Origin of the sequence: Skermanella sp. TT6 (assembly GCF_016653635.2) — a bacterium.
Taxonomy (GTDB): Bacteria; Pseudomonadota; Alphaproteobacteria; order Azospirillales; family Azospirillaceae; genus Skermanella; species Skermanella cutis.
This window is the reverse complement of the sequence record NZ_CP067420.1, coordinates 1,690,216-1,712,586: the sequence shown is the minus strand read 5'-3', so window position 1 is coordinate 1,712,586 and position 22,371 is coordinate 1,690,216. Positions and strand designations below refer to the sequence as shown.

The window sequence follows — 22,371 nt, the reverse complement described above, 5'->3', positions numbered from 1 at the left end:
GGAGGGCGTTCCTCGACTGGATTGACCGGTTTCTCGTCCCCCTTCAACACCCGGCGGCGGTCAAGATCGCGTGGACAAAAGGAAGCCATCCTCCAGCCGCCGGACGATGTCGGCACCGGTGGCCAGGGTCTCCCGGTGGGTGATCAGCAGGACGGTGCGGCCGGCGAGGCGCGGGCGGAGTTCGGCCATCAGGGCCGCCTCGGTCGCGGCGTCCAGCCCCTCGGTCGGTTCGTCCAGGATCATCACCGGCGTGTCCTTCAGCAGCGCCCGCGCCACGGCCAGCCGCCGGGCCTGGCCGCCGGACAGAAGCACGCCGTTCTCGCCGACCCAGGTCAGGATGCCGTCGGGGAGGGATTCGACGAAGTCGGCGAGCTGGACGACTTCCAACGCCTCCCACAGCTCGGCGTTGGTGGCGCCGGGGCGGGCGATCAGCAGGTTGTCCCGGATGTCGGCGGCGAACAGGTGGGTGCCCTGGCTGACATAGGCCATGTGCCGGTGCAGGTCCTCCTGCCGCAGGTCGCGCAGATCGACGCCGCCCAGGGTGACGCGGCCGGCATCCGGGTCCGTCAGGCGAAGCGCCAGCCGGGCCAGCGTGGACTTGCCGGCCCCGCTCGGCCCCAGCAGCACCGTCACGCGCCCGGCGGGCAGCTCCAGGGAGAGGTCCCGGATCACCGTCTTGGTGCCGTGGGAGAGGCCGACCTGCTCGAACCGCAGGGCGAAGTCGCCGGGAGGCGGCGCCGGCTGGTCCGGGTCGCGCACGCCGGGCGGCATCTCCGCGATTTCCAGCAGGCGGCGGGCGGCGGCGCGGGTCCGGCCGAGATACTGGTAGGCCAGCGGCAGCGGGGCCGTCGCCTCGAACACAGCCATCACGACGAATACGGCCAGGGCGGCGGTCGGGCCGTCCAGCCGGTCCCGCTCCACCTCCCCGACGACCAGCAGCAGGGCGGTCCAGACGGCGAGCCCCGCGGCCAGCATGGTCAGCCCGGCGGACAGGCCGGTGATCGAGCTCATCCGCCGCTGCCGCGCGATCAGCAGGTCGGTGTCGCGCGACAGGGCTTCCAGATGCCGTCCGTCGGCGGCGAAGGCCCGCAGGTCGGCCAGCCCCTGGATGCCGTCCACGGCGCGGGTCCGGAGCCGCGCGCCGATCTGCACCAGGTCGCGCCCGGCGCCGGCGCCCAGCCGCCCGGCCAGCGCGGGCACGCCGACGCTCGCGACCAGCATCAGCGCCGCCGCGGCCAGCGCCACGCCGGGATCGATCCAGCCCAGCGGCGTCAGAACCCCGATCGCGGTCAGCAGGGCCACGGCGCTGGGGGCGACCACCCGCAGGTACAGATTGTCGAGCGCGTCGATATCGGCGGTCAGGCGGGTCAGCAGGTCGCCGCCGGTCAGGCGCGCCACCTGCCCGGCGTCGAGCGGCAGGGCGCGCTCGAACAGCCAGCGGCGCAGGTCGGCCAGCAGGCGGAAGGTCGCCTCGTGGTTGACCAGCCGCTCGGCGTAGCGGCCGGCGGTCCGGACCAGGGCGGCGGCGCGGATGCCGGCGCTGGGCGTGAAGATGTTGAAGCCCGCGACGCCCAGCCCCAGGCCGGCCAGCGCGCTGCCGGTGATGAACCAGCCGGACAGGCCGAGCAGGCCGATCCCGGCGGCGAGCGTCACCAGCATCAGCAGCGCCCCCAGCGCCATGCGCCCGCCCTGCCGGCGGAACAGCTTGAGGAAGGGCCAGAGGTCACGCATCGGCCACCGCCACGCTGCCGCCGATCTCCACCCGCCGGTCGGCCCAGCCGATGCCGGACAGGCTGTGGGTGGCGATCAGGACGGTACGCCCCTGCGCCAGGGTACCCAGCGCCTCCAGCACCAGCGCCTCGTTGGCGGGGTCGAGGCCGGCGGTCGGCTCGTCCAGCAGCAGGACGGGCGCGTCCTTCAGGTAGGCCCGGGCCAGGGCCACGCGGCGTGCCTCCCCGCCGGAGATGCCGTGGCCGCGCTGGCCGATCAGGGTGTCCAGTCCGTCCGGCAGGCGGGCCGCGAAGTCGCTGACCCGCGCGGCGGCGGCGGCGGCCTCCACCGCCTCGTCGGAGGCGTCGGGCCGGGCCAGCCGGATATTGTCGCGGATCGTGCCGTGGAACAGGTGCGGGTTCTGCCCGACCCAGGCGGTCACGTCGGCCGGGTCGATCCGCCCGACCTCCAGCCCGCCGATCCGGACGGAGCCGGCGGCGGGCCGCAGGAAGCCCAGGAACAGGCCGATCACCGTCGATTTGCCGGTGCCGCTGGGGCCGACCAGGGCCACCCGCTCGCCGGCGGCGACGCTCAGCGAGAAGCCGGCCAGGACCGGCCGCGCGCCCTCCCCTCCGCCATGGGCGAATTCGACGTCGGTCATTTCCAGCGCCATCGGGCCGGCGCCGGCCGGCGGGCGGATGCCGGCGGGCGGATGCGCCGGGGTGTCCAGCACCGCCAGGATCTGCCCGGCGGCCCCGACCGCGGCGGCCCGGTCGTGATAGTGGGCGGCGAGCTGGCGAAAGGGCAGGAAGAATTCGGGCGCCAGCAGGAGGACGAACATCCCGGTCGCCAGGGTGACGTCGCCGCTGGGGCCGAACCGGACCCAACCCAGCAGGCTGAACCCGACATAGATGGCGACCACGGCGACCGCCATGGCGCTGAACAGCTCCAGCACGGCGGAGGACAGGAAGGCGATGCGCAGGACCCCCATGGTGCGCCGGCGGTACTCGTCCGAGACCTGGCCGATCAGTTCCAGCTCCCGCCGCGCCTGGCCGAACAGCTTCAGCGTGGTCAGCCCCTGGAGGCGGTCCAGGAAATACCCGCCCATGCGGGCCAGGGCCTCGAACTGGCGGCGGCTGGCGGCGGCGGCCCCCATGCCGATCAGCGACATGAACAGGGGCACGAAGGGGGCCGCCGCCAGCAGCATGGCGCCGACCACCCAATTGATCGGGAAGATCGCCGCCAGCAGGGTCAGCGGCACCAGCACCGAGAGCGCCATCTGCGGCAGGAACCGGGCGAAATAGCCGTCCAGCGCATCGACCTGCTCGATCAGGACGGTGGACAGGTCGCCGCTGTGACGCCCGCCGGCATAGGCCGGGCCGAGCCGCGCGATATGGCCGTACAGTTCCCGCCGCAGCGCCGACCGCACGCGGGCCGCCGCGGCGAACCCGGCGACCTCCGCCCCCCAGGCGCAGGCCGCCCGCGCGCCGTAGACCGCGAGCAGCACCCACAGGGCCGGCATCAGGTCCGCGCGCGGAACCCCGTCGACGATGGCCGCATGGAGCACATGGGCGATCAGGCCGGCCTGGACCAGCAGCAGGACCCCGCTGGCGAAGCCCGCGCCGACCGCGAGCCCGATCCCCAGGCGGGCCTGCCGCGCCAGCCCGCCGAGCCACTTCGCCGCCTGCCGATCCGTCACCGGTCCCTCTCGTCCATCCCGATCTTCACACCTGAAATAGCCTCCGACGGCATACGTAGAACCCCTTACGTACAAACCCTTACGTAAAATACCGAACTTAGCCGCAGGGCCGGCTGGCTCTATACCTCGGTCACGGACGACGGAAAGTCCAAAGAATCCGATCAAGCGGAGCGGAGAGGATAGAGATCATGGCCCCAGCCCTTGCGATCGCCGACACGGCACCGGCAGCATCTTCCGCAACCCTCGGAGGCATGGTCCAGGCACGCCGGCAGACGGCCAACATCTCCGCCCCGCCGCCGTCCTGGGCGTCGGGCAACGCTTCCCGCTGGGCCATGCACACCTCCGATCCGCTCGACGCCATCGCCACGGTCGCGACCGTGGACCGCGACTGCCCGCTGTTCCGCGAGGGCGACCACGCCGACAACGTGTTCGAGGTGATGAGCGGCACCATCCGCGTGTTCAAGCTGCTGCCCGACGGCCGCCGCCAGATCATCGGTTTCCTGGAGGCCGGGGACTTCCTGGGCCTGTCCTTCAACGACACCTATCTCTATACGGCCGAAGCGGTGACCACGGCGGCGGTCCGCCGGTTCCCGCGGCGGCGCCTGGAGGCCCTGATCGACGAGAACCCCGTCGTCCGCCGCCGCCTGCTCGCGGTCACCGCCAACGAGCTGCTGACCGCCCAGGAGCAGATGGTCCTGCTGGGCCGCAAGTCCGCCAAGGAAAAGCTCTGCACCTTCCTGATGACGCTGTCGCGCAAGGCGGCCAAGCGCGGGCTGAGCGACACGCGGCTGAGCATGCCGATGGGCAGGTCGGACATCGCCGACTATCTGGGCCTGACGATCGAGACCGTGTCGCGCACCATCACCTGCCTGAAGACGGCCGGGCTGATCCGGCTCCTGGAAGGCCACAAGATCGAGCTGGCCGACCCGGACGCGATATCCGAGCTGTCCGACGCCGCGTGACGCGCGGCGGTCAGTGCGGCACCGACTTCGAGAAAACGTTGACGACGACCACGCCGGCCAGGATCAGGCTCAGCCCCAGCACCGCCGGGGTGTCGAGCGCCTGCTTGAACCAGAAGAACCCCACCAGGCTGATCAGCACGATGCCCAGGCCGCTCCAGATCGCGTAGGCGATGCCGACCGGCAGGGTCCTGAGCGCCAGCGACAGCAGGAAGAAGGACGCCCCGTAGCAGGCCAGCGTGACCGCGACCGGCACCGGCTTGGTGAACTGTTCTGACGCCTTCAGGGCCGAGGTCCCGATGACTTCCAGCACGACGGCGGCGAACAGGATCGCATAGACCATCATCGATTCTCCTCCGCGCTCGGATCCTCAGGAACGGGTCAGCGCGACCAGGCGGTCGGCGACCTGCCGCCGCGTCTCCGCGTCGATGTCGTACAGCCCGCAGACGTCGGCGAACCACAGGCCGTCGGCCGCCAGCCGGGCGACCAGGGCGTCCACCGGATCCGCGCATTCCGCCCGGTCGGCATCCCGGAACTCCTTCAGCCGGCCGCGCCAGCCGTCGAGGAGCGACGGGTCGGACATGAAGGCGGCGCTGAGGGCGGCCCAGCGCCTGATCTCCGCCTCCGGCTCGCTGACCGCGGTCCGCACATAGGCCCGGGCGCCGCGCCCGCGCGGGTCCGCATCCGCCGCCGCGGCCGTGTCGGCTGCCCGCGCGAAGCGCTCGGCCATCGCCCCGACCATGGCCGCCAGCAGCGCCTGCTTGCTGGGGAAATGATGCAGCAGCCCGCCCTTGCTGACGCCGGCCCGCTTCGCGACCGCCTCCAGCGTCAGGGCCGCGACCCCCGCCTCCCCCACGATTTCCCCAGCCACCTCCAGCAGGCGCTGCTGGGTGGCTTCGGGCCGGCGTCGGCGGGTGCGGGTCTCGGTCATGCCGCTTACATACCGTCCGGACGGTATGTAAGGCAAGTTGATCCGGAGGGACGTGCATCCGTGGATATCCCTTTAAACCGGCCCACGAAGGAGAGATGGCTCGAAGCAGAGGTGGACATACCAGTTTACCCGCGCGAAACTGTCCCGGCCCGGGCAATCCGGGTGGAGAACAAAGCAGGCCGCGAGGGAAAGCGGCTCGCAGGGGGAGACTGAAGTATGCGTTTGTCCGGCAAGACCGCGTTGGTAACCGCGGCGGCCCAGGGGATCGGCCGCGCCACGGCGCTGGCCTTCGCGCGCGAAGGCGCCGAAGTCGTCGCGACGGATCTCAACGTCGACAAGCTGAAGGAACTGGAAGGAACCGAGCGGCTGACCGTGCGCCGGCTCGACGTGCTCGACCCGGAGGCGATCCGGCAGCTCGCGGGCGAGCTCGGCGCGCTCGACGCGCTGGTCAACTGCGCGGGATTCGTCCACAACGGCACCATCCTCGACTGCGAGGAGAAGGACTGGGACTTCTCGTTCGACCTCAACGTCCGCAGCATGTACAGGACCGTCCGCGCGTTCCTGCCGGCCATGCTGGAGCGCGGCCAGGGCGGGTCGATCGTCAACATCGCCTCTGTCGCCTCGTCCGTGAAGGGCATTCCCAACCGGTTCGTCTACGGCGCCAGCAAGGCCGCGGTGATCGGGCTGACCAAGTCGGTCGCCGCCGACTTCGTGACCAAGGGAATCCGCTGCAACGCGATCTGCCCCGGCACGATCCAGAGCCCGTCGCTGGACGAGCGGATCGCCGCCACGGGCGACGCCGAGGCGGCCCGCAAGGCCTTCGTCGCGCGCCAGCCGCTCGGCCGGCTCGGCACGCCGGAGGAGATCGCCGCCATGGCGGTCTATCTCGCCGCCGACGAATCCGCCTTCACCACCGGCCAGATCCACATCGTGGACGGCGGCATCAGCATCTGAGTCCCTACCAGGAACATGAGGACCAAGACATGGCAGACGTGACCGTCGCCGACATCGAGGCCGCCCGCAAGGCCGCCCGCTACCCCAGCCTGGACGGCAGGGCCGTCCTGATCACCGGCGGCGCCTCGGGCATCGGCGCCTCCACCGTGGCGCATTACGCCGTGCAGGGCGCCAAGGTCGGGTTCATCGACCGCGACGAGGCCGCGGCCGAGGGGCTGCTCGCCACCCTGCGCGAGGCCGGGGTCGCCGCCCCGCTCTTCGTCGCGTGCGACCTGACCGACATCGCCGCCGCCAAGGCCGCCGCCAAGCGGATCGAGGACGGGCTCGGCCCGATCCGCGTGCTGGTCAACAACGCGGCGCGCGACGACCGGCACACCATCGCCGAGGTCACCCCGGAATACTGGGACGACCGCTTCAACGTGAACCTGCGGCACCAGTTCTTCATGGCCCAGGCGGTGGCGCCCGGAATGGCGCAGGCGGGCGGCGGCTCGATCGTCAATCTGGGCTCGACCTCCTGGTATGTCTGCACCGACGACCTGGCGGTATACCAGGCGGCCAAGGCCGGAGCCCTGGGGCTGACGCGGGCGCTCGCCCGGGACCTGGGGCCGTCCGGCATCCGGGTCAACCACGTGGCGCCGGGCTGGATCATGACCGAGCGTCAGAAGTCCCTGTGGGTGACGCCGGAGAAGCTGGAAGGCAACCTCGCCCGCCAGTGCCTGAAGGAAGAGCTCAAGCCGCACGACGTGGCGCGGATGGTCCTGTTCCTGGGGGCCGACGACAGCCGCATGTGCTCGGCCCAGACCTTCATCGTGGACGCGGGAACCGTCTGACCATGGGCGGTCATCATGACCATGATCACGGGCATGGGAACGGGCACGCCCACGCGGATCCCCCCTCCCCGCTGGCTCGTCGGGTCAAGGCGCTGGAGGACCTGCTGGTCGCCAAGAAGCTGGTCGATCCGGCCTCCCTCGACGCGCTGATCGACACCTACGAGCACAAGGTCGGCCCGCGCAACGGCGCGCGGGTCGTGGCCCGGGCCTGGGCCGATCCGGCCTACAAGGCGCGGCTGCTGGACGACGCGACCTCGGCCATCGCCGAGTTCGGCTTCACCGGCCGCCAGGGCGAGGACATGGTCGTGGTGGAGAACACGCCGGAGGTCCACAACCTGGTTGTCTGCACCCTGTGCTCCTGCTATCCCTGGCCGGTCCTCGGGCTGCCGCCGGTCTGGTACAAGTCGGCGCCGTACCGGTCGCGGGCGGTGCTCGACCCGCGCGGCGTGCTGGCCGAGTTCGGCACCGAGGTGGCGGACGGCGTCGAGGTGCGGGTCTGGGACAGCACGGCGGAACTGCGCTACCTCGTTCTGCCCGAACGCCCGCCCGGTACGGAAGGCATGGGCGAGGAGGAACTGGCGGACCTGGTCACCCGCGATTCGATGATCGGCGTGACCCACGCCGGGCCCCCGGCCGGGAAGCAGACGGCATGAACGGCGCCCACGACATGGGCGGCATGCACGGCATGGGGCCGATCGACACCGATCCGGACGACCCGCCGTTCCATGCCGAGTGGGAACGGCGGGCCTTCGCGGTCACGCTGGCCCTGGGTTTCCACGGGCGGTGGAACATCGACACCTCCCGCCACGCGCGGGAGAACCGTCCCCCGCCGGAATACCTGGGCAGCAGCTATTACGAGCTGTGGTTCAAGGCGGCGGAGAAGCTGGCGCTGGACACCGGCCTGATCACCGCCGAGGAGCTGGCGACCGGCGTTCCGCGATCGGTATCCGACACCCCGCCGCCCGATCCGGAACGGGTCGCCGCGATCCTCCGCAAAGGGTCGAGCGCGCGGCTGCCGGACACGGTGCCGCCCCGCTTCAAGGCGGGGGATCGCGTGCTGGTCCGGGACGTCACGACACCCCGCCACACCCGCGTGCCCCGCTATTGCCGGGGCAGGATCGGCACGATCGGCCGCGACCACGGCGTCCATATCTTTCCCGACACCCACGCCCACGGCGAAGGGACGAAGCCGCAGCACTGCTACAGCGTGCGCTTCACCGGCCGCGCGCTGTGGGGCGACGCGGCGCGGGAGAACGACACCGTCCTGGTCGATCTGTGGGACGACTACCTGGAGCCGGCGCCATGATCGGCCCCGGGGACGAGCGGCCTTTCCGGGAACCGTGGGAGGCCCAGGCCTTCGCCATGACGGTCAAGCTCCACGAGGCCGGCCATTTCACCTGGTCCGAATGGGCCGCGACCCTGTCGGAGGAGATCGCGGCCGCGCAGGACCGGGGCGATCCCGACCAGGGAAACACATACTACCATCACTGGCTGCGCGCCCTGGAGCGCATGGTCGTGACCAAGGGCCTGATAGAGCCCGATGAGATGCCTTGAGGATCCCCGGACGGAACGCGGGATCCACGGGGAGAGGATAACAACAAAAAACTGGGGGAAAGACGATGATCAGAAGAACCTTCATCCGCACCTGCACCGCGGCCTTCGGCGCCCTGGTGACCGCCGGGATCGCCCTGGGGACCGCCCCGGCCTTCGCGGCCTATCCCGAGCGCCCGATCACCATGATCGTGCCTTGGGGAGCCGGCGGCGGCACGGACGCCACCGCCCGGATCATCAGCAGCCTGCTGGAGAAGTCGCTGGGCCAGCCGATCAACGTGGTCAACCGGACCGGCGGCAGCGGCGTGGTCGGCCACCAGGCGATCGCCAGCGCCTCGCCCGACGGCTACACGCTGGGCATCGCCACCGTCGAGATCGGCATGATGCACTGGCAGGGCCTGACCCAGCTCACCTATGCCGACTACACCCCGCTCGCGCTGATGAACGAGGACCCGGCCGGCCTCCAGGTCGCCCAGAACAGCGAATACGCGTCGGCCCGCGACCTGCTCGAAGCGATCCGCGCCAACCCGGGCGACATGAAGGCGTCGGGCACCGGCCAGGGCGGCATCTGGCACCTGGCGATCGCCGGCATGCTCCAGGAGGCCGACATCGATCCGCAGGCGGTTCCGTGGGTCCCGAGCCAGGGCGCCGCACCCGGCCTCCAGGATCTCGTCGCGGGCGGCGTCGACATCGTCCCCTGCTCCCTGCCGGAGGCGCGCTCCCTGATCGACGCCGGGCGGGTCAAGAGCCTCGCCATCATGGCGGACGAGCGCAACCCCCTGTTCCCCAATATCCCGACGCTCAAGGAACAGACCGGCATCGACTGGACCATGGCCGCCTGGCGCGGCATCGTCGCCCCGAAGGGCCTGCCGGACGACGTCGCGCAGAAGCTGAAGACGGCGCTGAAGGATGTCTATGACAGCTCCGAGTTCAAGGACTTCATGAACCAGCGCGGCTTCGGCATGATCTACGCCTCGGGCGAGCAGTTCGAGAATTTCATGTCCGAGAGCAACGACAGCCTCGGCAAGGTGATGAAGGCGGTCGGCATCGCGAAGCAGTAAGACGATCCTTCAGCGATGCGGATCAACGACGCCATCCTGGGTGCCGTGCTGCTGGCCTTCGCGCTCGCGATCGGCCTGTACGCACGCACCCTGCCGACGATCCCGGGCCAGGAATACGGCGCCGCCGTGTTCCCGACCTGGATCGCCTTCGCCATCGGCGCCTGCTCGCTGGTCCTGATCGCCGGGGGACTCCGGCACTGGGCCGAGACGGGCGCCGTCTCCCTCGCCTCCTGGGCGCGCTCGGGGCATCATCTCCGGGCGCTGGGGATCACCGTGGCACTGGTGGTCTTCTATATCCTGGTGTCCACCCCGCTCGGGTTCATCCCCACGGCCTTCGTCACGCTGACGGTGCTGTTCGCCGTGCTCGGCGTGAGGCCGGCGCTGGCTCCCGTACTGGCCGCCGTCCTGACCATGGTGATCCATTACGGCTTCTACAGCCTGCTGCGCGTGCCGCTGCCGTGGGGCGTCCTGACCCCCTGGGCGTGGTGACGCCGCATGGACGCGATCCTCCTTGCCTCCCAGATGGTGTTCCAGCCGCAGGTGCTGCTCACCATCATCATGGCGGCGCTGTTCGGCCTGTTCGTCGGCGCGGTCCCCGGGCTCACCGCGACCATGGCGACGGCGCTGCTCGTCCCGATCACCTTCTTCATGGAGCCGGTTCCCGCGATCGGCGCCATCGTGACCTGCTCGGCCATGGCGATCTTCGCCGGCGACATCCCGGGAACGCTGCTGCGCATCCCCGGGACCCCGGCCTCGGCCGCCTATACCGACGAAGCCTACGCCATGACCCGCAAGGGCAAGGGCGAGCTGGCGCTGGGAGCCAACCTCCTGTTCTCGGCCCTGGGCGGCCTGTTCGGCACCGCCATCCTGATCGTCGCCGCCCCGTCGCTGGCGGAAGTGGCGCTCCGCTTCAGCTCGTTCGAGTATTTCTGGCTGGCCTGCCTGGGGCTGACCTGCGCCACAGTGGTCGGCACCGGCTCGACGGTGAAGGGGCTGGTCAGCCTGCTGATCGGGCTGTTCGTCGCCACCATCGGCCTGAACAACCCGGCCGGCGTGCCGCGCTTCACCTTCGGCAACGTTGACCTGCTGGGCGGGATCGACTTCATCCCGGCCATGATCGGGTTGTTCGCGGTGTCGGAGATCTTCCGCTACGTGCTGGGCATGGCGCCCGACCTGGACGGCGCGCAGACCCGGGTCGGCAACCTGTTCACCGGCTGGGGACGGCTGATGAAGCAGTACTGGCGCCAGTCGATCCGCGGCAACATGATCGGCATCTCGATCGGCGCCCTGCCCGGGGCCGGCGCGGATATCGCGTCGTGGGTCAGCTACGCCGTCAGCAAGCGGTTCTCGCGCACGCCGGAGAAGTTCGGCACCGGCCATGTCGAAGGCATCATCGAGAGCACCTCGTCCAACAACGCGGCGCTGGGCGGGGCCTGGGTGCCGGCCCTGGTGTTCGGGATCCCCGGCGACAGCATCACCGCGATCGTCATCGGCGTGCTGTACCTGAAGGGCATGAATCCCGGCCCGACCATCTTCATCAACAACCCTCAGGACATCTACGCGGTCTTCCTGATCTTCATCCTGGCCAACATCTTCATGGTTCCGGCCGGCTGGGCGGCGATCAAGTCGGCCCGCGTGCTGATGCGGGTGCCGCGCAACGTGCTGATGCCGACCATCCTGATGTTCTGCGTGGTGGGGTCCTTCGCCATCAACAACTCGGCGTTCGGCATCACGGTGATGCTGGTCTTCGGGCTGCTGGGCTTCGTGATGGAGGAGAACGGTTTTCCGATCGCGCCGACCATCCTGGGGATCGTGCTCGGTCCCATGCTGGAGGAGAACTTCGTCACCTCGATGATCAAGTCCGGCGGCAGCTTCGCAGGCTTCTTCGAGCGGCCGATCTCGGGAACCCTGGGCGTGATCACCCTGGCGATCTGGGTCGTCCCGCTGGTCCTGTTCGTCTGGCGGAAGACACGGAGCTGAGCCACGGCGCCGTTCTTCTGCTTCTTCATGCGCGGGCTCGACCCGCGCATGACGATGAGGGGATGTGAGCGCCGGCCGTGGCGCTGACCCGGCCGCGCATGTGGGTTTACGGTCCATTAAGCTTAATGGACGATAACCAATGGCATCACAGGCTCGAACCGTGCGGAGCTTTGCCGATGTCATTGAATTTCCTGGTTCGGGGCAAGGTGGACAACCTTCCCCAACCGCAGAAGGATGGTGAGACGCGGGCGCTGCCCGCGATCTCGCCGCCCAAGCCCCAGCGCGAGCGCCTGGCCGCCCCCGCCCCTTCCTCCGCCGAACCGAAGATGACCGACGACCTGCACGCGATCGCGACGCTGATCGGGCAGCTCAGCGACGAGCCGCCCGGGCGCGGCGCCCCGCGGCCGAAGTTCGAGGAGGCCGCGGACCCGGACGACGAGGAGGACGGCGTCCTCGACCTTTCCGCAGACACCAGCGCGCACGAGGATCCCTTGTTCGACGAATGCCAAGCCACGCTCGCCCGCCTGGACGCCGCCAAGAACAGTGGCGAGTCGCTGCTGTCCCAGATAGAGGCCTTCTCCGGCACGCTGGAGCGCCAGGCCGCCGAGCTGTCGATGGCCAGGGCCTCCATGGCGAAGCTGGCGTCGGACAACAGCCGGCTGGTCAACGAGAACGACCGCCTGCGCGTGATGCTGCGCTCGCTGCTGGACGCGATCGACGCCGACGCCCGGCGCAACAACGAGAGCATCGCCGCCGCCGAGCGACGGCTGCGCGACCTGCACCGTCCCGCCGGCGACCGCCAGGGTTCGGACCGGACCAAGCAGCCCCCCGCCCGCGGGCTCGTCGCGGAGGGATAGCGGTCTGGGCGTGTCGGCCGGAGCCGGGATATCGGGGTCAGACCACCATTTCCCACCGGCATTCCCGAATGATCACGTTCAGGGGAAATGGTGGTCTGACCCCGAAATCCCTTGTCGGCAGCGGCGCTACCCAACCTGATCGGGCACAGCCCCGGCGGCCCGGTCGAGCTGGAGCAGCTCCGCGAGGCGCTCCCTCGGTTCCACGAGCTGGGCAAGCGTGTACTGGTCCAGCACGCCCAGGAACGCCTGGAGCGCCCGGCCCAGCGCCCCCTTCAGGACGCAGGCCGGGACGATGCGGCATCCGGCGGCGGCTTCGCCGTCGAAGCACTGCACCAGGGCCATGTCCTGCTCCATCTTGCGCACCACGTCGCCGATCACGATCTGCGCCGCCGGCCGGGCGAGCCGCAGGCCGCCGTTCCGGCCACGGACCGTCTCCACGAAGCCCATCAGCCCGAGCTGGTGGACCACCTTCAGCAGGTGGTTGTTGGATATGCCGTAATGGTCGGAAATCTGCTTGATCGTGACCAGCTCCTCCTTCCGAACCCCCAGGTAGATCAGGACCCTGAGGGAATAGTCGGTATAGGTGGTCAGGCGCATGGCGAACTCCGAGCCGGCCGGATTAATGATGCACCCGATATATAAGTTTTCCCGGGCGGCGGAGTAGCCCCCTTAAGGAGCCCCCTCGACGGAGACGGCTCCGCGCCCGAAAAAAGGTTCAGGCCTCGCTGAGGAGCAGTTCGCCCAGCTTCTGGTAATGGGCCTTGCCGCCGGTCAGCGGATCCTCCTGCCGGCCGACGCTGCTTTCCAGCTCCGCCCAGTCCTCCGCGGTCAGGATGCGCGCGGCGGCGGGCAGCACGTCGCCCACCTCCCGCATCATGTGGGACCGCTGGAAGTCCACATAGTCCATGGCGGCCTTGACGAAGACGTCGCGCGGCATGGTCGCGTCCTCGATCAGCTGCTCGACCAGCGTGGCGAACTTGGCCGAGACCTGGGGCATCCGGGCGTGGTCCTCCAGCAGGGCGTCCACCGCGTCGGCGAAGGCCGGCTCGCGCTCCCGGAGCTTCCGGAAGACCGCGTTCTCCTTGGGATGATGGTAGAGATCGGGGTACGCCTGGGTATAGTCCATGATCAGGTGGAGCAGATCCAGGTCCGGCGTCTCGGACTCGTTGAACAGCGTCACCTGTCGGTCGATCAGGTGAAGCAGTTTCGCTATCGTCCGATGCTCGTCATTGATCGCCGTGATGATTGCAGGCGTCATCGAAGCTCTCCTTCCTGTCGGTGACAGGACGATCTGGCAGTGTCCGGACCCTGCGCGGGTCGTCCGTTGTTCTTGTGCCGATCAGGAGTCTATGCCCGCTTGCCGCCTGCCGCGATGCGACAAACCGCGCCGATGCCAGCGCATGCGCGCGCTACCTCATCAAAGTGAACAGGATGACCAGCAGCCCCAGCGCGCCGCCGATGATCAGGTAGAGCGGATCGATGCCGGAGCGCCGCTTCTTCGCGTTTTTCATTGTCTCCTCCCCCAGGGACCGGCGGTCGGCCGGTGACGGACCTGGGTCCGATCATCCTCCCGGACGGGGACCGAATCCAGCGTGAATCGACTCCCGTGGTAGTCGTCGGAAAGGGCGCGACCATCCCCCCGCCGCCCTGTTCTCACGAGTGCCGCCTTCCGTCGGCTTCACCCTTCTTGATCAGGAGACCACCATGGACATCGACCGCGTCAGACAGCGTGCCTACGAAATATGGCAGCAGGAGGGGCAGCCCGAAGGCAAGCAACAGGAACACTGGGAACAGGCCATGCGCGAGGTCGGCGGCGGCCAGGGCGAGGGCCAGGGCGCGCCCGGAGAGGACATGCAGTCCGGCGCCGGGCTGCAGTCGGGCGCCGACGACGACAAGGCGATGGGCAGCATCTCGGATGCCGCGGGCGCCATGCGCGAAGCGTCGGGAGGTCCGGAAGTCGGGGCGGCCGAGGGCACCGACGCCGACCAGTTCGGCAAACAGGCGGTCGAACCCGGCGTCCAGGACGAGACGGGCGGCGGCGCCTGACGCGGGCCGCCCCAGGGGACAGGTCGGCCTCCGGCCGGAGCCGACCTGCGGCCGTCAGCTCAGCAGCAGCGAACTGGCCGAGACGGTGTGTTCCTTCAGGACCGCCTCGGTCGTCGCGTCCACCTCCACCAGCATCACCTCGTAGCCCCAGAGATTGGCGATGTGGCGGAGCACCGCCCGGGCGTCGCTCTCGTCGAGCAGCACCCGGTTGATCACCCGGTGCTGGAGAATCAGCTTGCGGTCGCCTGCCAGGTCCACGTCGAGGATCTGGATGTCGGGTTCCAGGTAGCCGATGTCGTACTGGCGGGCCAGCGCCTTGCGGACCTTGCGGTAGCCGCGCTCGTTATGGATCGCCTCGACCAGCATCTCGGGTTCGGACGCGTCGTTCCGGACCTCGAACATGCGCATCTTGCGCATCAGCGCCGGGCTCAGATACTGGAGCACGAAGCTCTCGTCGCGGAAATTGGCCCAGGCCTCGCGCAGCGTCCCCATGGCGTCGCCGTTGCCGGCATAGTCGGGGAACCATTCCCGGTCCTCGTCGGTCGGCTCGGTCGCGATGCGCTCGATGTCCTGCATCATCGCGAAGCCGATGGCATAGGGATTGATGCCGCTGAACCGGGGATCGTCGAAGTTGGGCTGGAACACCACGCTGGTGTGGGAATGCAGGAATTCCAGCAGCGCCCCGTCGGACATGAGACCCTTCTGGTGCAGCCTGTTCATGATGTAGTAGTGGGTGTAGGTGGCACACCCCTCGTTCATCAGCTTGGTCTGCTTCTGCGGATAGAAATACTGGGCGACCCGGCGGACGATGCGCAGGATCTCGCGCTGCCACTGGTGCAGGCGCGGCGCCTTCTTTTCCAGGAAGTAGAGGATGTTCTCCTCGGGCAGCGCCAGCAGCGCCTTGCGGCTCTCGACCGCGGAGACCGACTCCTTCACCCCCGGCTTGGTCGGGACGGTCCGCCAGAGGTCGTTGTACATCTTGCGGTTATATTCCTGCCGCTCGTCCTCGCGGCGCTGCTCTTCCCGCAGGTCGAGCGGCTGCTTGCGCGGATAGCGGTGGACGCCATGGCTCATCAGCGCATGGGCGGCGTCCAGCGTGCGCTCGACGGCCTGGTGGCCGTAGCGCTCCTCGCACTTGAGGATGAAGGTCTTGGCGAATTCCAGATAGTCCAGGATGCCCTTGGCATCGGTCCACTGGCGGAACAGGTTGTTGTTCTTGAAGAAATGGTTGTGGCCGAACGCGGCGTGGGCGATCACCAGCGTCTGCATGGTCATGGAGTTCTCCTCCATGATGTAGCTGATGCAGGGGCTGGAATTGATCACGATCTCGTAGGCCAGGCCGCGCAGGCCCTTGCGGTACAGGGTCTCGTCCTGCGCGAAGTGCTTGCCGAACGACCAGTGCTTGTACATCAGCGGCATGCCGATGGACGAGTAGGCGTCCAGCATCTGCTCGGCCGTGATCACCTCGATCTGGTTCGGATAGATGTCCAGACCCATCTCGTCGAACGCGATCCGCTCGATCGCGTCATAGGCGCGCTTGATCTTGTCGTAATCCCAGTCCGCGCCTTCGAAGATCAACTGGTTGCCGTCGTCGAGCATCTGCATGGACATCTGTCGTTCCTTCGGCCCGCTGCCCGGGCCCGCTGCCTAGGTGTGTCCGCGTCGGCCTGTCCGCTTCTCAGGCCGTCGCGTTCTCCCGCGAGAACAGGTCGCGGAAGACCGGGAAGATCTCCCGGCGGGTACGGACCTTGCGCATGGCGATCGGCGCCCCCGGTTTCGCCACCAGCTTGTAGGTCCGCCAGAGATCGGTCTCGCGCCCCAGCGAGGAGCCGAGCGCCCCGCCCAGGCCGCCCTCGTAGTCCTGGCTGACCTCGATATAGGCGAAGTACTGGCACATCGGCAGGATCACGTTTTCCAGCAGCGCCGCGGACTTGGCGTTGTCGTTCGACATGTTGTCGCCGTCGGACGCCTGCGCCGCGTAGATGTTCCACTCGGCCTCGGGATAGCGGTCCGCGATGATCCGGCGCATCTCCTCCAGCGCGGTGGAGACGACGGTGCCGCCGGTCTCGGCGCTGTAGAAGAAGGTCTCCTCGTCGACTTCCTTGGCCTCGTGGGTGTGCCGGATGAAGACGATGTCGACATGGCGGTAGCGCCGCTTCAGGAACAGGTAGAGCAGGATGAAGAACCGCTTGGCGAGGTCCTTCATGTGTTCCGTCATCGACCCGGAAACGTCCATGAGGCAGAACATCACCGCTTGGGCCACCGGACGGGGCACCCGCTCGAACCGGTTGTAGCGGACGTCCACCGGGTCGAGGTAGGGGATCACCTTGCTGCGCCGCATCTGGCGCTCCAGCTCGCCGCGCAGCTCCGCCAGCCGCGCGTCGTCGGTGCCGCCGGCCTCCAGCTCGGCGATCTCCTGCTCCAGCCGCTCGATCTCCTCCGGCTTGGGCCGGCGGAGCGCTATGCGCCTGGACAGGCTGTTGCGCATGGTGCGCACCAGGTTGAGGTTGGACGGCGACCCGCTGGAGCTGTAGCCGGCGCGGTGCAGCGAGTAGTTCTCCGTCTGCTTGATCTTCTGCTTGACCAGATCGGGAAGTTCCAGGTCTTCCATGAAGATGTCCAGGAACTCCTCCCGGCTCAGCACGAAGCGGAAATCGTCCTCGCCCTCGCCGTCGGGGCTGCCCTCCGAGCCGCCCCGCCCGCCGCCGCCTTCCGGCCGCGGGATGGTGTCACCTTCCACGAACTCCTTGTTGCCCGGCACCACGTGCTCGCGCAGTCCGCCGCTCGCCGAGCGGTGGAAGGACGGCTCGCGCACGCCGCCCGTGGAGATCGAGATCTTGTCGCCGTTCTCGATGTCCTGGATGCTGCGCTTGCCCGAACTGTCGCGCACCGCCTTGACGATCTGCTCCTTGGCGCGGCGCAGGAAGCGCTGGCGGTTTGCCAGGCTTTTGCCCTTGGGATTGAGGCGCCGGTCAATGATGTTCATTTCAGCGAACTTCCCTTCCCTCAGCCGGCCTGCTTCACTCGCATGTACCACTCGACCAGCCGGCGGACCTGCCGTTCAGTGTAACCCCGCTCCATCATACGCTCGACGAAGTCGGAATGCTTCTTCTCGGTCTCGCTGTCCTTCTTGCTGCCGAAACTGATCACGGGCAGCAGATCCTCCACCTGGCTGAACATGCGCCGCTCGATGACCTCCCGGATCTTCTCGTAGGAAGTCCATGACGGGTTCCGGCCGGCGTTGTTGGCCCGCGCCCGCAGCGCGAACTTGACGACCTCGTTGCGGAAGTCCTTGGGGTTGGCGATGCCGGCCGGCTTCTCGATCTTGGTCAGCTCCTGGTTCAGCAGGTCGCGGTTCATCAGCTGGCCGGTGTCGGGATCCTTGAAGTCCTGGTCCTCGATCCAGGCATCGGCATAATCGACATAGCGGTCGAACAGGTTCTGACCATAGTCGTGGTACGATTCCAGGTAGGCTTTCTGGATCTCGTTGCCGATGAACTCCGCGTAGCGCGGCGCCAGTTCGCCCTTGATGAACTCCAGGTATCGCTTCTCGGTGTCCTCCGGGAACTGCTCGCGCTTGATCGACTGCTCGAGCACATACATCAGGTGGACCGGATCGGCCGAGATCTCGGTGTTGTCGTAGTTGAAGGTCGCCGCCAGCACCTTGAAGGCGAATCGGGTCGAGATGCCTTCCATGCCCTCGTCGACGCCGGCCGCGTCCCGGTATTCCTGCATCGACCGGGCCTTCGGGTCGGTCTCCTTCAGGGTCTCGCCGTCATAGATCCGCATCTTGGAATAGATGCTGGAATTCTCGTGCTCGCGCAGGCGCGACAGGACGGAGAAGCGGGCCATCATCTGGAGAGTCGCCGGCGCGCACGGGGCGGCCGCCAGGTCGCTGCCCTGGATCAGCTTGTGATAGATGCTCTGCTCCTCCGTCACCCGCAGGCAGTAGGGCACCTTGATCACGCAGATGCGGTCGATGAAGGCCTCGTTGTTCTTGTTGTTCTTGAAGCTCTGCCACTCCGCCTCGTTGGAGTGGGCCAGGATGATGCCCTGGTACGGCATGGCGCCGATATTCTCGGTGCCGACATAGTTGCCTTCCTGGGTCGCCGTCAGCAGCGGGTGCAGCATCTTGATCGGCGCCTTGAACATCTCGACGAATTCCAGGATGCCCTGGGTCGCCCGGTTCAGGCCGCCGGAGAAGCTGTAGGCATCCGGATCGTTCTGGCTGAACATCTCCAGCTTCCGGATGTCGACCTTGCCGACCAGGCTGGAAATGTCCTGGTTGTTCTCGTCGCCCGGCTCGGTCTTGGACACGCCGACCTGGCGGAGCTTGGACGGCATCAGGCGGACGACGCGGAACTTGGAGATGTCGCCGCCGAACTCGTCGAGCCGCTTGACCGCCCAGGGGCTCATCAGGCCGGTCAGGCGCCGGCGCGGGATGCCGAACTTGTCCTCCAGCACCGGCCCCATCTGCTCGGGGTCGAACAGGCCCAGCGGGCTCTCGAACAGCGGGCTGATCTCCTTGCCCGCCTTCAGCGCGTAGATCGGCTGGTGCTCCATCAACGACTTCAGCCGCTCCGCGAGGGAGGACTTGCCGCCGCCCACGGGACCCAGCAGGTAGAGGATCTGCTTGCGCTCCTCCAATCCCTGGGCGGCATGCCGGAAGAAGCCGACGATACGCTCGATCGTCTCCTCCATGCCGTAGAAGTCGCTGAAGGCGGGATAGACCTTGATCGTGCGGTTCATGAAGATACGGCCGAGGCGCGGGTCCTTGGCTGTATCCACGACCTCCGCTTCCCCGATCGCCGCCAGGATCCGTTCCGCGGCGGTGGAGTAGATCAGAGGGTCGCCCTTGCACGCCTCAAGGTACTCGACGAGGGTCATCTCGACTTCTTTGCGACCCTCGTAGTTCTGTGCGTAGCGAGAAAACAGGTCGTCGGCCGGGAACATCGGTCACTCCTCTGTGAAAGGGTCTCCATTGGTCCTGCAGCGCTCGACTGGCTTCATACGTCCACTTCTCCGCCAGGGCTGCCGCAGGCAACGAAAGTCGTCACTCCTCCCCGCCGAACTCTGAGGCTGTCCTTTTCTGGATCGTTACTTTTCCGGTCAAGAAAGTTCCCGGCATCATAACGGATTAGCCTAGACCACGAGCGGTTCGCGTTCATCGAATCTATATAGCTAGTCTCAAAGAGATTTCTAACGCGTTGCCGTAATTGCACGCGCCGGCCTGGCGTGTTGTTTCGAGAGCCGGTTTTTCCAAAGAACGATCCGTCAGCCACCCTGCCCCGATCTTCTCCGCATGGTTGCCTTGGAATTGGACTATTCGATGGCAAGACGGAGTATACCGCACTGCGGCGATCTGAAGCAGCCTTATCGGCGATCGGGCCAGGGGCGTTCCATCGGAAGGTGTACGTGTCGGGCGAAACTGGCCGTGGCCGGAACGGCGAACCCTCGGCGCGGCAGTCGGACGAAATCGCCCGGCTGAGGCTATGACGGTCTGCGGTTCGTTGCTTCAAGCCGTTCCCCTTTCAGACACCCTGATGGTTAATCGTTACGTTAAGCGGCGCTTCGTTAACAAGGAGTTTCAAACACAAGCGGGCATCGGGGCAAGAGCGGATTGCGCGCACCGTTCCCGCCCTGCGGAATGTGGGCCGGCCCATGGATGCGTCCGGCTGCCCGAATGCATCCGTACTCCCGCCTCCCCCCGTCGCTTTCAGCCGATCAGCGCGGGAGCGGCACCACTTGGCGGGCGCCTTCATCCAGTATCTCCGCATGCGCTGTGATTAATCAAACACACCCAAGGCGTACTCGTTCCGCCTCGCGCGGCACCCGAAACCGCCGTCGAAGACGAATCCTGCAGTTCGATGACACCGACTCGATAGACCGGTCGGGCGACTCCTTTCGGGGGCGTGCAACCCGGCCGCCACGCCACCTGTTGCAGGAATAAAACAGGAGGATGGAAATGGCAGATCCGAAACGGGACCCTGGACAGGAACACGGGGACACACCTCGCACCGGCCGGAAAGAACCGCCCGGCGAACAGGAACAGACCGGGATCATCCCAGGCAAGGTTCCGGGCTCCCCCGCCGATCCGGAGGACCCCCGGTTTCCCGGCAGCCAGCCGGACCTCGCCTGAGCGACGGGTCCGGCTTCACCCTTACGGTGCGGCCGGGACGACGATGACGCCTTCGTCGCCGCGCAACTCCACGGTGGTGCCGCGCAGGGCCTCGGAACGGTCCAGATGCGTGGAAAGCCGGACCCGCCCGCCGGCGAAGCGGTCCGGCAGATCCACCCGGGCCGGCGTCGGCCCGAGATTCAGGGCGACGGCGAAGCGGTCGCCTGCCGAGACGCGCTGGAAGACCAGGAGATCGCCGTCCGCCGAGACCGGCTCGTAGGACCCGATCGACAGGGCCGCCTCGCTCCGACGCAGCGCGACCAGCGCCCGGTAGAGGGAGAGCATCGACCCAGCGTCGCCGGACTGGGCCTCCACGTTGACCTCGCGGAAATTGCCGGGGATCGGGAGCCAGGGCCGGCCGGTAGTGAAACCGGCGTTGGGCGCGGCGCTCCACTGCATCGGCGTACGCTGCGGGTCCCGGCCCAAGCCCTTGCCGGGCACGTTCTTCTCGAACGGGTCCCGGACCTGGTCGGGCCGGATGGGGCTGTTCTCCATCCCCAGCTCGTCGCCGTAATAGAGCGTCGGGGTGCCGCGCAGGGTCAGCAGCAGCATCGCGGCGACACGGGCCTGGGCGGGGCCGACGCGGCTGGCGATCCGCGGCTTGTCATGGTTGCCCAGGACCCAGTTGGGCCAGCCGCCGGGCGGCAAGGCCCCCTCGTAGTCGCCGATCAGCCCTTCCAGGGTCCGGGCGTGCCACGGCGCGTCGATCAACTGGAAATTGAACGGCATATGGGCGCCGGCCAAGTCGACGCCGTAATAGGCCATCAGCCGTTCCAGGGGCAGGTAGATCTCCCCGATCAGCACGCGGTCGTCGTACTCGTCGATCACGGAGCGCATCTCGCGCACCACGTCCTGCACCTCGGGCCGGTCGGCGGTGTAGAGGGGGACGAGCCGGTGGAACGGGTCCATACCCGGCGTCCATCCCGGGGAGATAGGATTATTGCGGAACTGATCATCCTTTATCAGATGCCAGATCACATCGACGCGGAAACCGTCGACGCCGCGCGCCATCCAGGAGCGGAGCGCATCATACATGGCCTCCCGCACGGCGGGGTTGCGCCAGTTGAGATCGGGCTGCTCCTTCAGGAAAGCATGGTAATAGTACTGACCCGTCCCGGCGTCGAATTCCCAGGCGCTGCCGCCGAAATTGCTCAGCCAGTTGTTGGGCGGGCCGCCATCGGGCGCCGGGTCGCGCCAGATGTACCAGTCGCGCCTCGCCGAGTCCCGGGATCGCCGCGCCTCCTCGAACCAGGGGTGCCGGTCCGACGTGTGGTTCGGCACGAAGTCCAGGATCAGCTTCAGCCCCCGCCGATGGACCTCTGCGACCAGGGCGTCGAACTGCTCCTGCGTCCCGAAGATCGGATCGATGCCGGTGAAGTCGGCGACGTCGTAGCCGAAATCCGCCATCGGCGAAGGATAGATCGGGGACAGCCAGACGGCGTCGACACCCAGTTCCACCAGATGGTCCAGGCGGTCCATGATGCCCGGCAGATCGCCGATGCCGTCGCCGTCGCTGTCCTGGAACGATCTTGGATAGATCTGATAGACGATGCCGTGCTGCCACCAGGCCGTGCCGGTCTTGTGCATGGTGGAATGCCCTTTCGGATACCTGCGG

Annotated in this window: 21 protein-coding genes; 11 read left to right on the top strand and 10 right to left on the bottom strand. The window is 67.9% G+C overall.

Annotated elements, in window-relative coordinates; translation table 11 throughout:
• Positions 1-60: 60 nt before the first annotated feature.
• Positions 61-1,731: a thiol reductant ABC exporter subunit CydC gene (gene cydC / locus IGS68_RS07985; RefSeq protein ID WP_201078738.1), complete on the bottom strand. Its 1,671-nt coding sequence runs from the start codon at positions 1,729-1,731 to the stop codon at positions 61-63.
• Positions 1,724-3,409, bottom strand: a complete 1,686-nt coding sequence (gene cydD / locus IGS68_RS07980; protein WP_201078736.1) for a thiol reductant ABC exporter subunit CydD — start codon at positions 3,407-3,409, stop codon at positions 1,724-1,726. The genes cydC and cydD overlap by 8 nt, the downstream gene beginning before the upstream one ends.
• Before the next feature lie 188 nt (positions 3,410-3,597).
• Between cydD and IGS68_RS07975 the strand changes: the two genes are divergently transcribed.
• A complete protein-coding gene (locus tag IGS68_RS07975; protein ID WP_201078734.1) occupies positions 3,598-4,371 on the top strand; it encodes a cyclic nucleotide-binding domain-containing protein in 774 nt (257 codons plus the stop codon).
• Between the two features lie 10 nt (positions 4,372-4,381).
• Here IGS68_RS07975 and IGS68_RS07970 read toward each other — a convergent pair whose 3' ends face one another.
• Positions 4,382-4,711: a DMT family transporter gene (locus IGS68_RS07970; protein WP_201081184.1), complete on the bottom strand. Its 330-nt coding sequence runs from the start codon at positions 4,709-4,711 to the stop codon at positions 4,382-4,384.
• Positions 4,712-4,738: 27 nt separating this feature from the next.
• Positions 4,739-5,299 carry a TetR/AcrR family transcriptional regulator gene (locus IGS68_RS07965; protein ID WP_201078732.1) on the bottom strand — a complete coding sequence of 187 codons (561 nt, stop codon included), beginning with the start codon at positions 5,297-5,299 and terminating at the stop codon, positions 4,739-4,741.
• 216 nt (positions 5,300-5,515) lie between these two features.
• Here IGS68_RS07965 and IGS68_RS07960 point away from each other — a divergent pair, with 216 nt between their 5' ends.
• The 9 genes from IGS68_RS07960 (at position 5,516) to IGS68_RS07920 (ending at position 12,532) form a co-directional block, all read left to right on the top strand.
• A complete protein-coding gene (locus IGS68_RS07960) occupies positions 5,516-6,253 on the top strand; it encodes an SDR family oxidoreductase (RefSeq protein WP_201078730.1) in 738 nt (245 codons plus the stop codon).
• A 29-nt stretch (positions 6,254-6,282) separates the two neighbouring features.
• Positions 6,283-7,083 carry an SDR family NAD(P)-dependent oxidoreductase gene (locus IGS68_RS07955; RefSeq protein ID WP_201078728.1) on the top strand — a complete coding sequence of 267 codons (801 nt, stop codon included), beginning with the start codon at positions 6,283-6,285 and terminating at the stop codon, positions 7,081-7,083.
• Positions 7,084-7,085: 2 nt separating this feature from the next.
• Positions 7,086-7,736 carry a nitrile hydratase subunit alpha gene (nthA, locus tag IGS68_RS07950; RefSeq protein WP_201078727.1) on the top strand — a complete coding sequence of 217 codons (651 nt, stop codon included), beginning with the start codon at positions 7,086-7,088 and terminating at the stop codon, positions 7,734-7,736.
• Positions 7,733-8,389 (top strand): nitrile hydratase subunit beta, encoded by a 657-nt coding sequence (nthB, locus tag IGS68_RS07945; protein ID WP_201078725.1) that lies wholly within the window; start codon positions 7,733-7,735, stop codon positions 8,387-8,389. The genes nthA and nthB overlap by 4 nt, the downstream gene beginning before the upstream one ends.
• A complete protein-coding gene (locus tag IGS68_RS07940) occupies positions 8,386-8,637 on the top strand; it encodes a nitrile hydratase accessory protein (protein WP_201078723.1) in 252 nt (83 codons plus the stop codon). Before nthB ends, IGS68_RS07940 begins: the two co-directional genes overlap by 4 nt.
• Before the next feature lie 65 nt (positions 8,638-8,702).
• Positions 8,703-9,695, top strand: coding sequence for a tripartite tricarboxylate transporter substrate binding protein (locus IGS68_RS07935; protein ID WP_201078721.1), 993 nt, complete (start codon positions 8,703-8,705; stop codon positions 9,693-9,695).
• Between the two features lie 15 nt (positions 9,696-9,710).
• Positions 9,711-10,184 carry a tripartite tricarboxylate transporter TctB family protein gene (locus IGS68_RS07930; protein WP_201078719.1) on the top strand — a complete coding sequence of 158 codons (474 nt, stop codon included), beginning with the start codon at positions 9,711-9,713 and terminating at the stop codon, positions 10,182-10,184.
• 6 nt (positions 10,185-10,190) lie between these two features.
• A complete protein-coding gene (locus tag IGS68_RS07925; RefSeq protein ID WP_201078717.1) occupies positions 10,191-11,675 on the top strand; it encodes a tripartite tricarboxylate transporter permease in 1,485 nt (494 codons plus the stop codon).
• A 176-nt stretch (positions 11,676-11,851) separates the two neighbouring features.
• Positions 11,852-12,532 carry a hypothetical protein gene (locus IGS68_RS07920; protein ID WP_201078715.1) on the top strand — a complete coding sequence of 227 codons (681 nt, stop codon included), beginning with the start codon at positions 11,852-11,854 and terminating at the stop codon, positions 12,530-12,532.
• Between the two features lie 126 nt (positions 12,533-12,658).
• On the opposite strand, the gene IGS68_RS07915 is transcribed toward IGS68_RS07920, so the two are convergent.
• Both IGS68_RS07915 and IGS68_RS07910 read right to left on the bottom strand, forming a co-directional pair.
• Positions 12,659-13,129 (bottom strand): Rrf2 family transcriptional regulator, encoded by a 471-nt coding sequence (locus IGS68_RS07915; protein WP_201078713.1) that lies wholly within the window; start codon positions 13,127-13,129, stop codon positions 12,659-12,661.
• A 118-nt stretch (positions 13,130-13,247) separates the two neighbouring features.
• On the bottom strand, positions 13,248-13,790 hold the full coding sequence (locus IGS68_RS07910) for a hemerythrin domain-containing protein (protein WP_201078711.1): 543 nt from the start codon (positions 13,788-13,790) through the stop codon (positions 13,248-13,250).
• A gap of 446 nt (positions 13,791-14,236) precedes the next feature.
• On the opposite strand from IGS68_RS07910, the gene IGS68_RS07905 reads away from it, so the two are divergent.
• On the top strand, positions 14,237-14,578 hold the full coding sequence (locus IGS68_RS07905) for a DUF2934 domain-containing protein (protein ID WP_201078709.1): 342 nt from the start codon (positions 14,237-14,239) through the stop codon (positions 14,576-14,578).
• 54 nt (positions 14,579-14,632) lie between these two features.
• On the opposite strand, the gene IGS68_RS07900 is transcribed toward IGS68_RS07905, so the two are convergent.
• The 4 genes from IGS68_RS07900 to IGS68_RS07885 form a co-directional block, all read right to left on the bottom strand.
• On the bottom strand, positions 14,633-16,189 hold the full coding sequence (locus tag IGS68_RS07900) for a SpoVR family protein (RefSeq protein WP_371821888.1): 1,557 nt from the start codon (positions 16,187-16,189) through the stop codon (positions 14,633-14,635).
• A gap of 67 nt (positions 16,190-16,256) precedes the next feature.
• On the bottom strand, positions 16,257-17,564 hold the full coding sequence (locus IGS68_RS07895) for a YeaH/YhbH family protein (protein WP_201078707.1): 1,308 nt from the start codon (positions 17,562-17,564) through the stop codon (positions 16,257-16,259).
• A 20-nt stretch (positions 17,565-17,584) separates the two neighbouring features.
• Entirely contained in the window at positions 17,585-19,531 is a 1,947-nt protein-coding gene (locus IGS68_RS07890; protein WP_201078705.1) for a PrkA family serine protein kinase, read from the bottom strand.
• 1,207 nt (positions 19,532-20,738) lie between these two features.
• Positions 20,739-22,343: an alpha-amylase family glycosyl hydrolase gene (locus tag IGS68_RS07885; RefSeq protein ID WP_201078703.1), complete on the bottom strand. Its 1,605-nt coding sequence runs from the start codon at positions 22,341-22,343 to the stop codon at positions 20,739-20,741.
• Positions 22,344-22,371 lie beyond the last annotated feature (28 nt).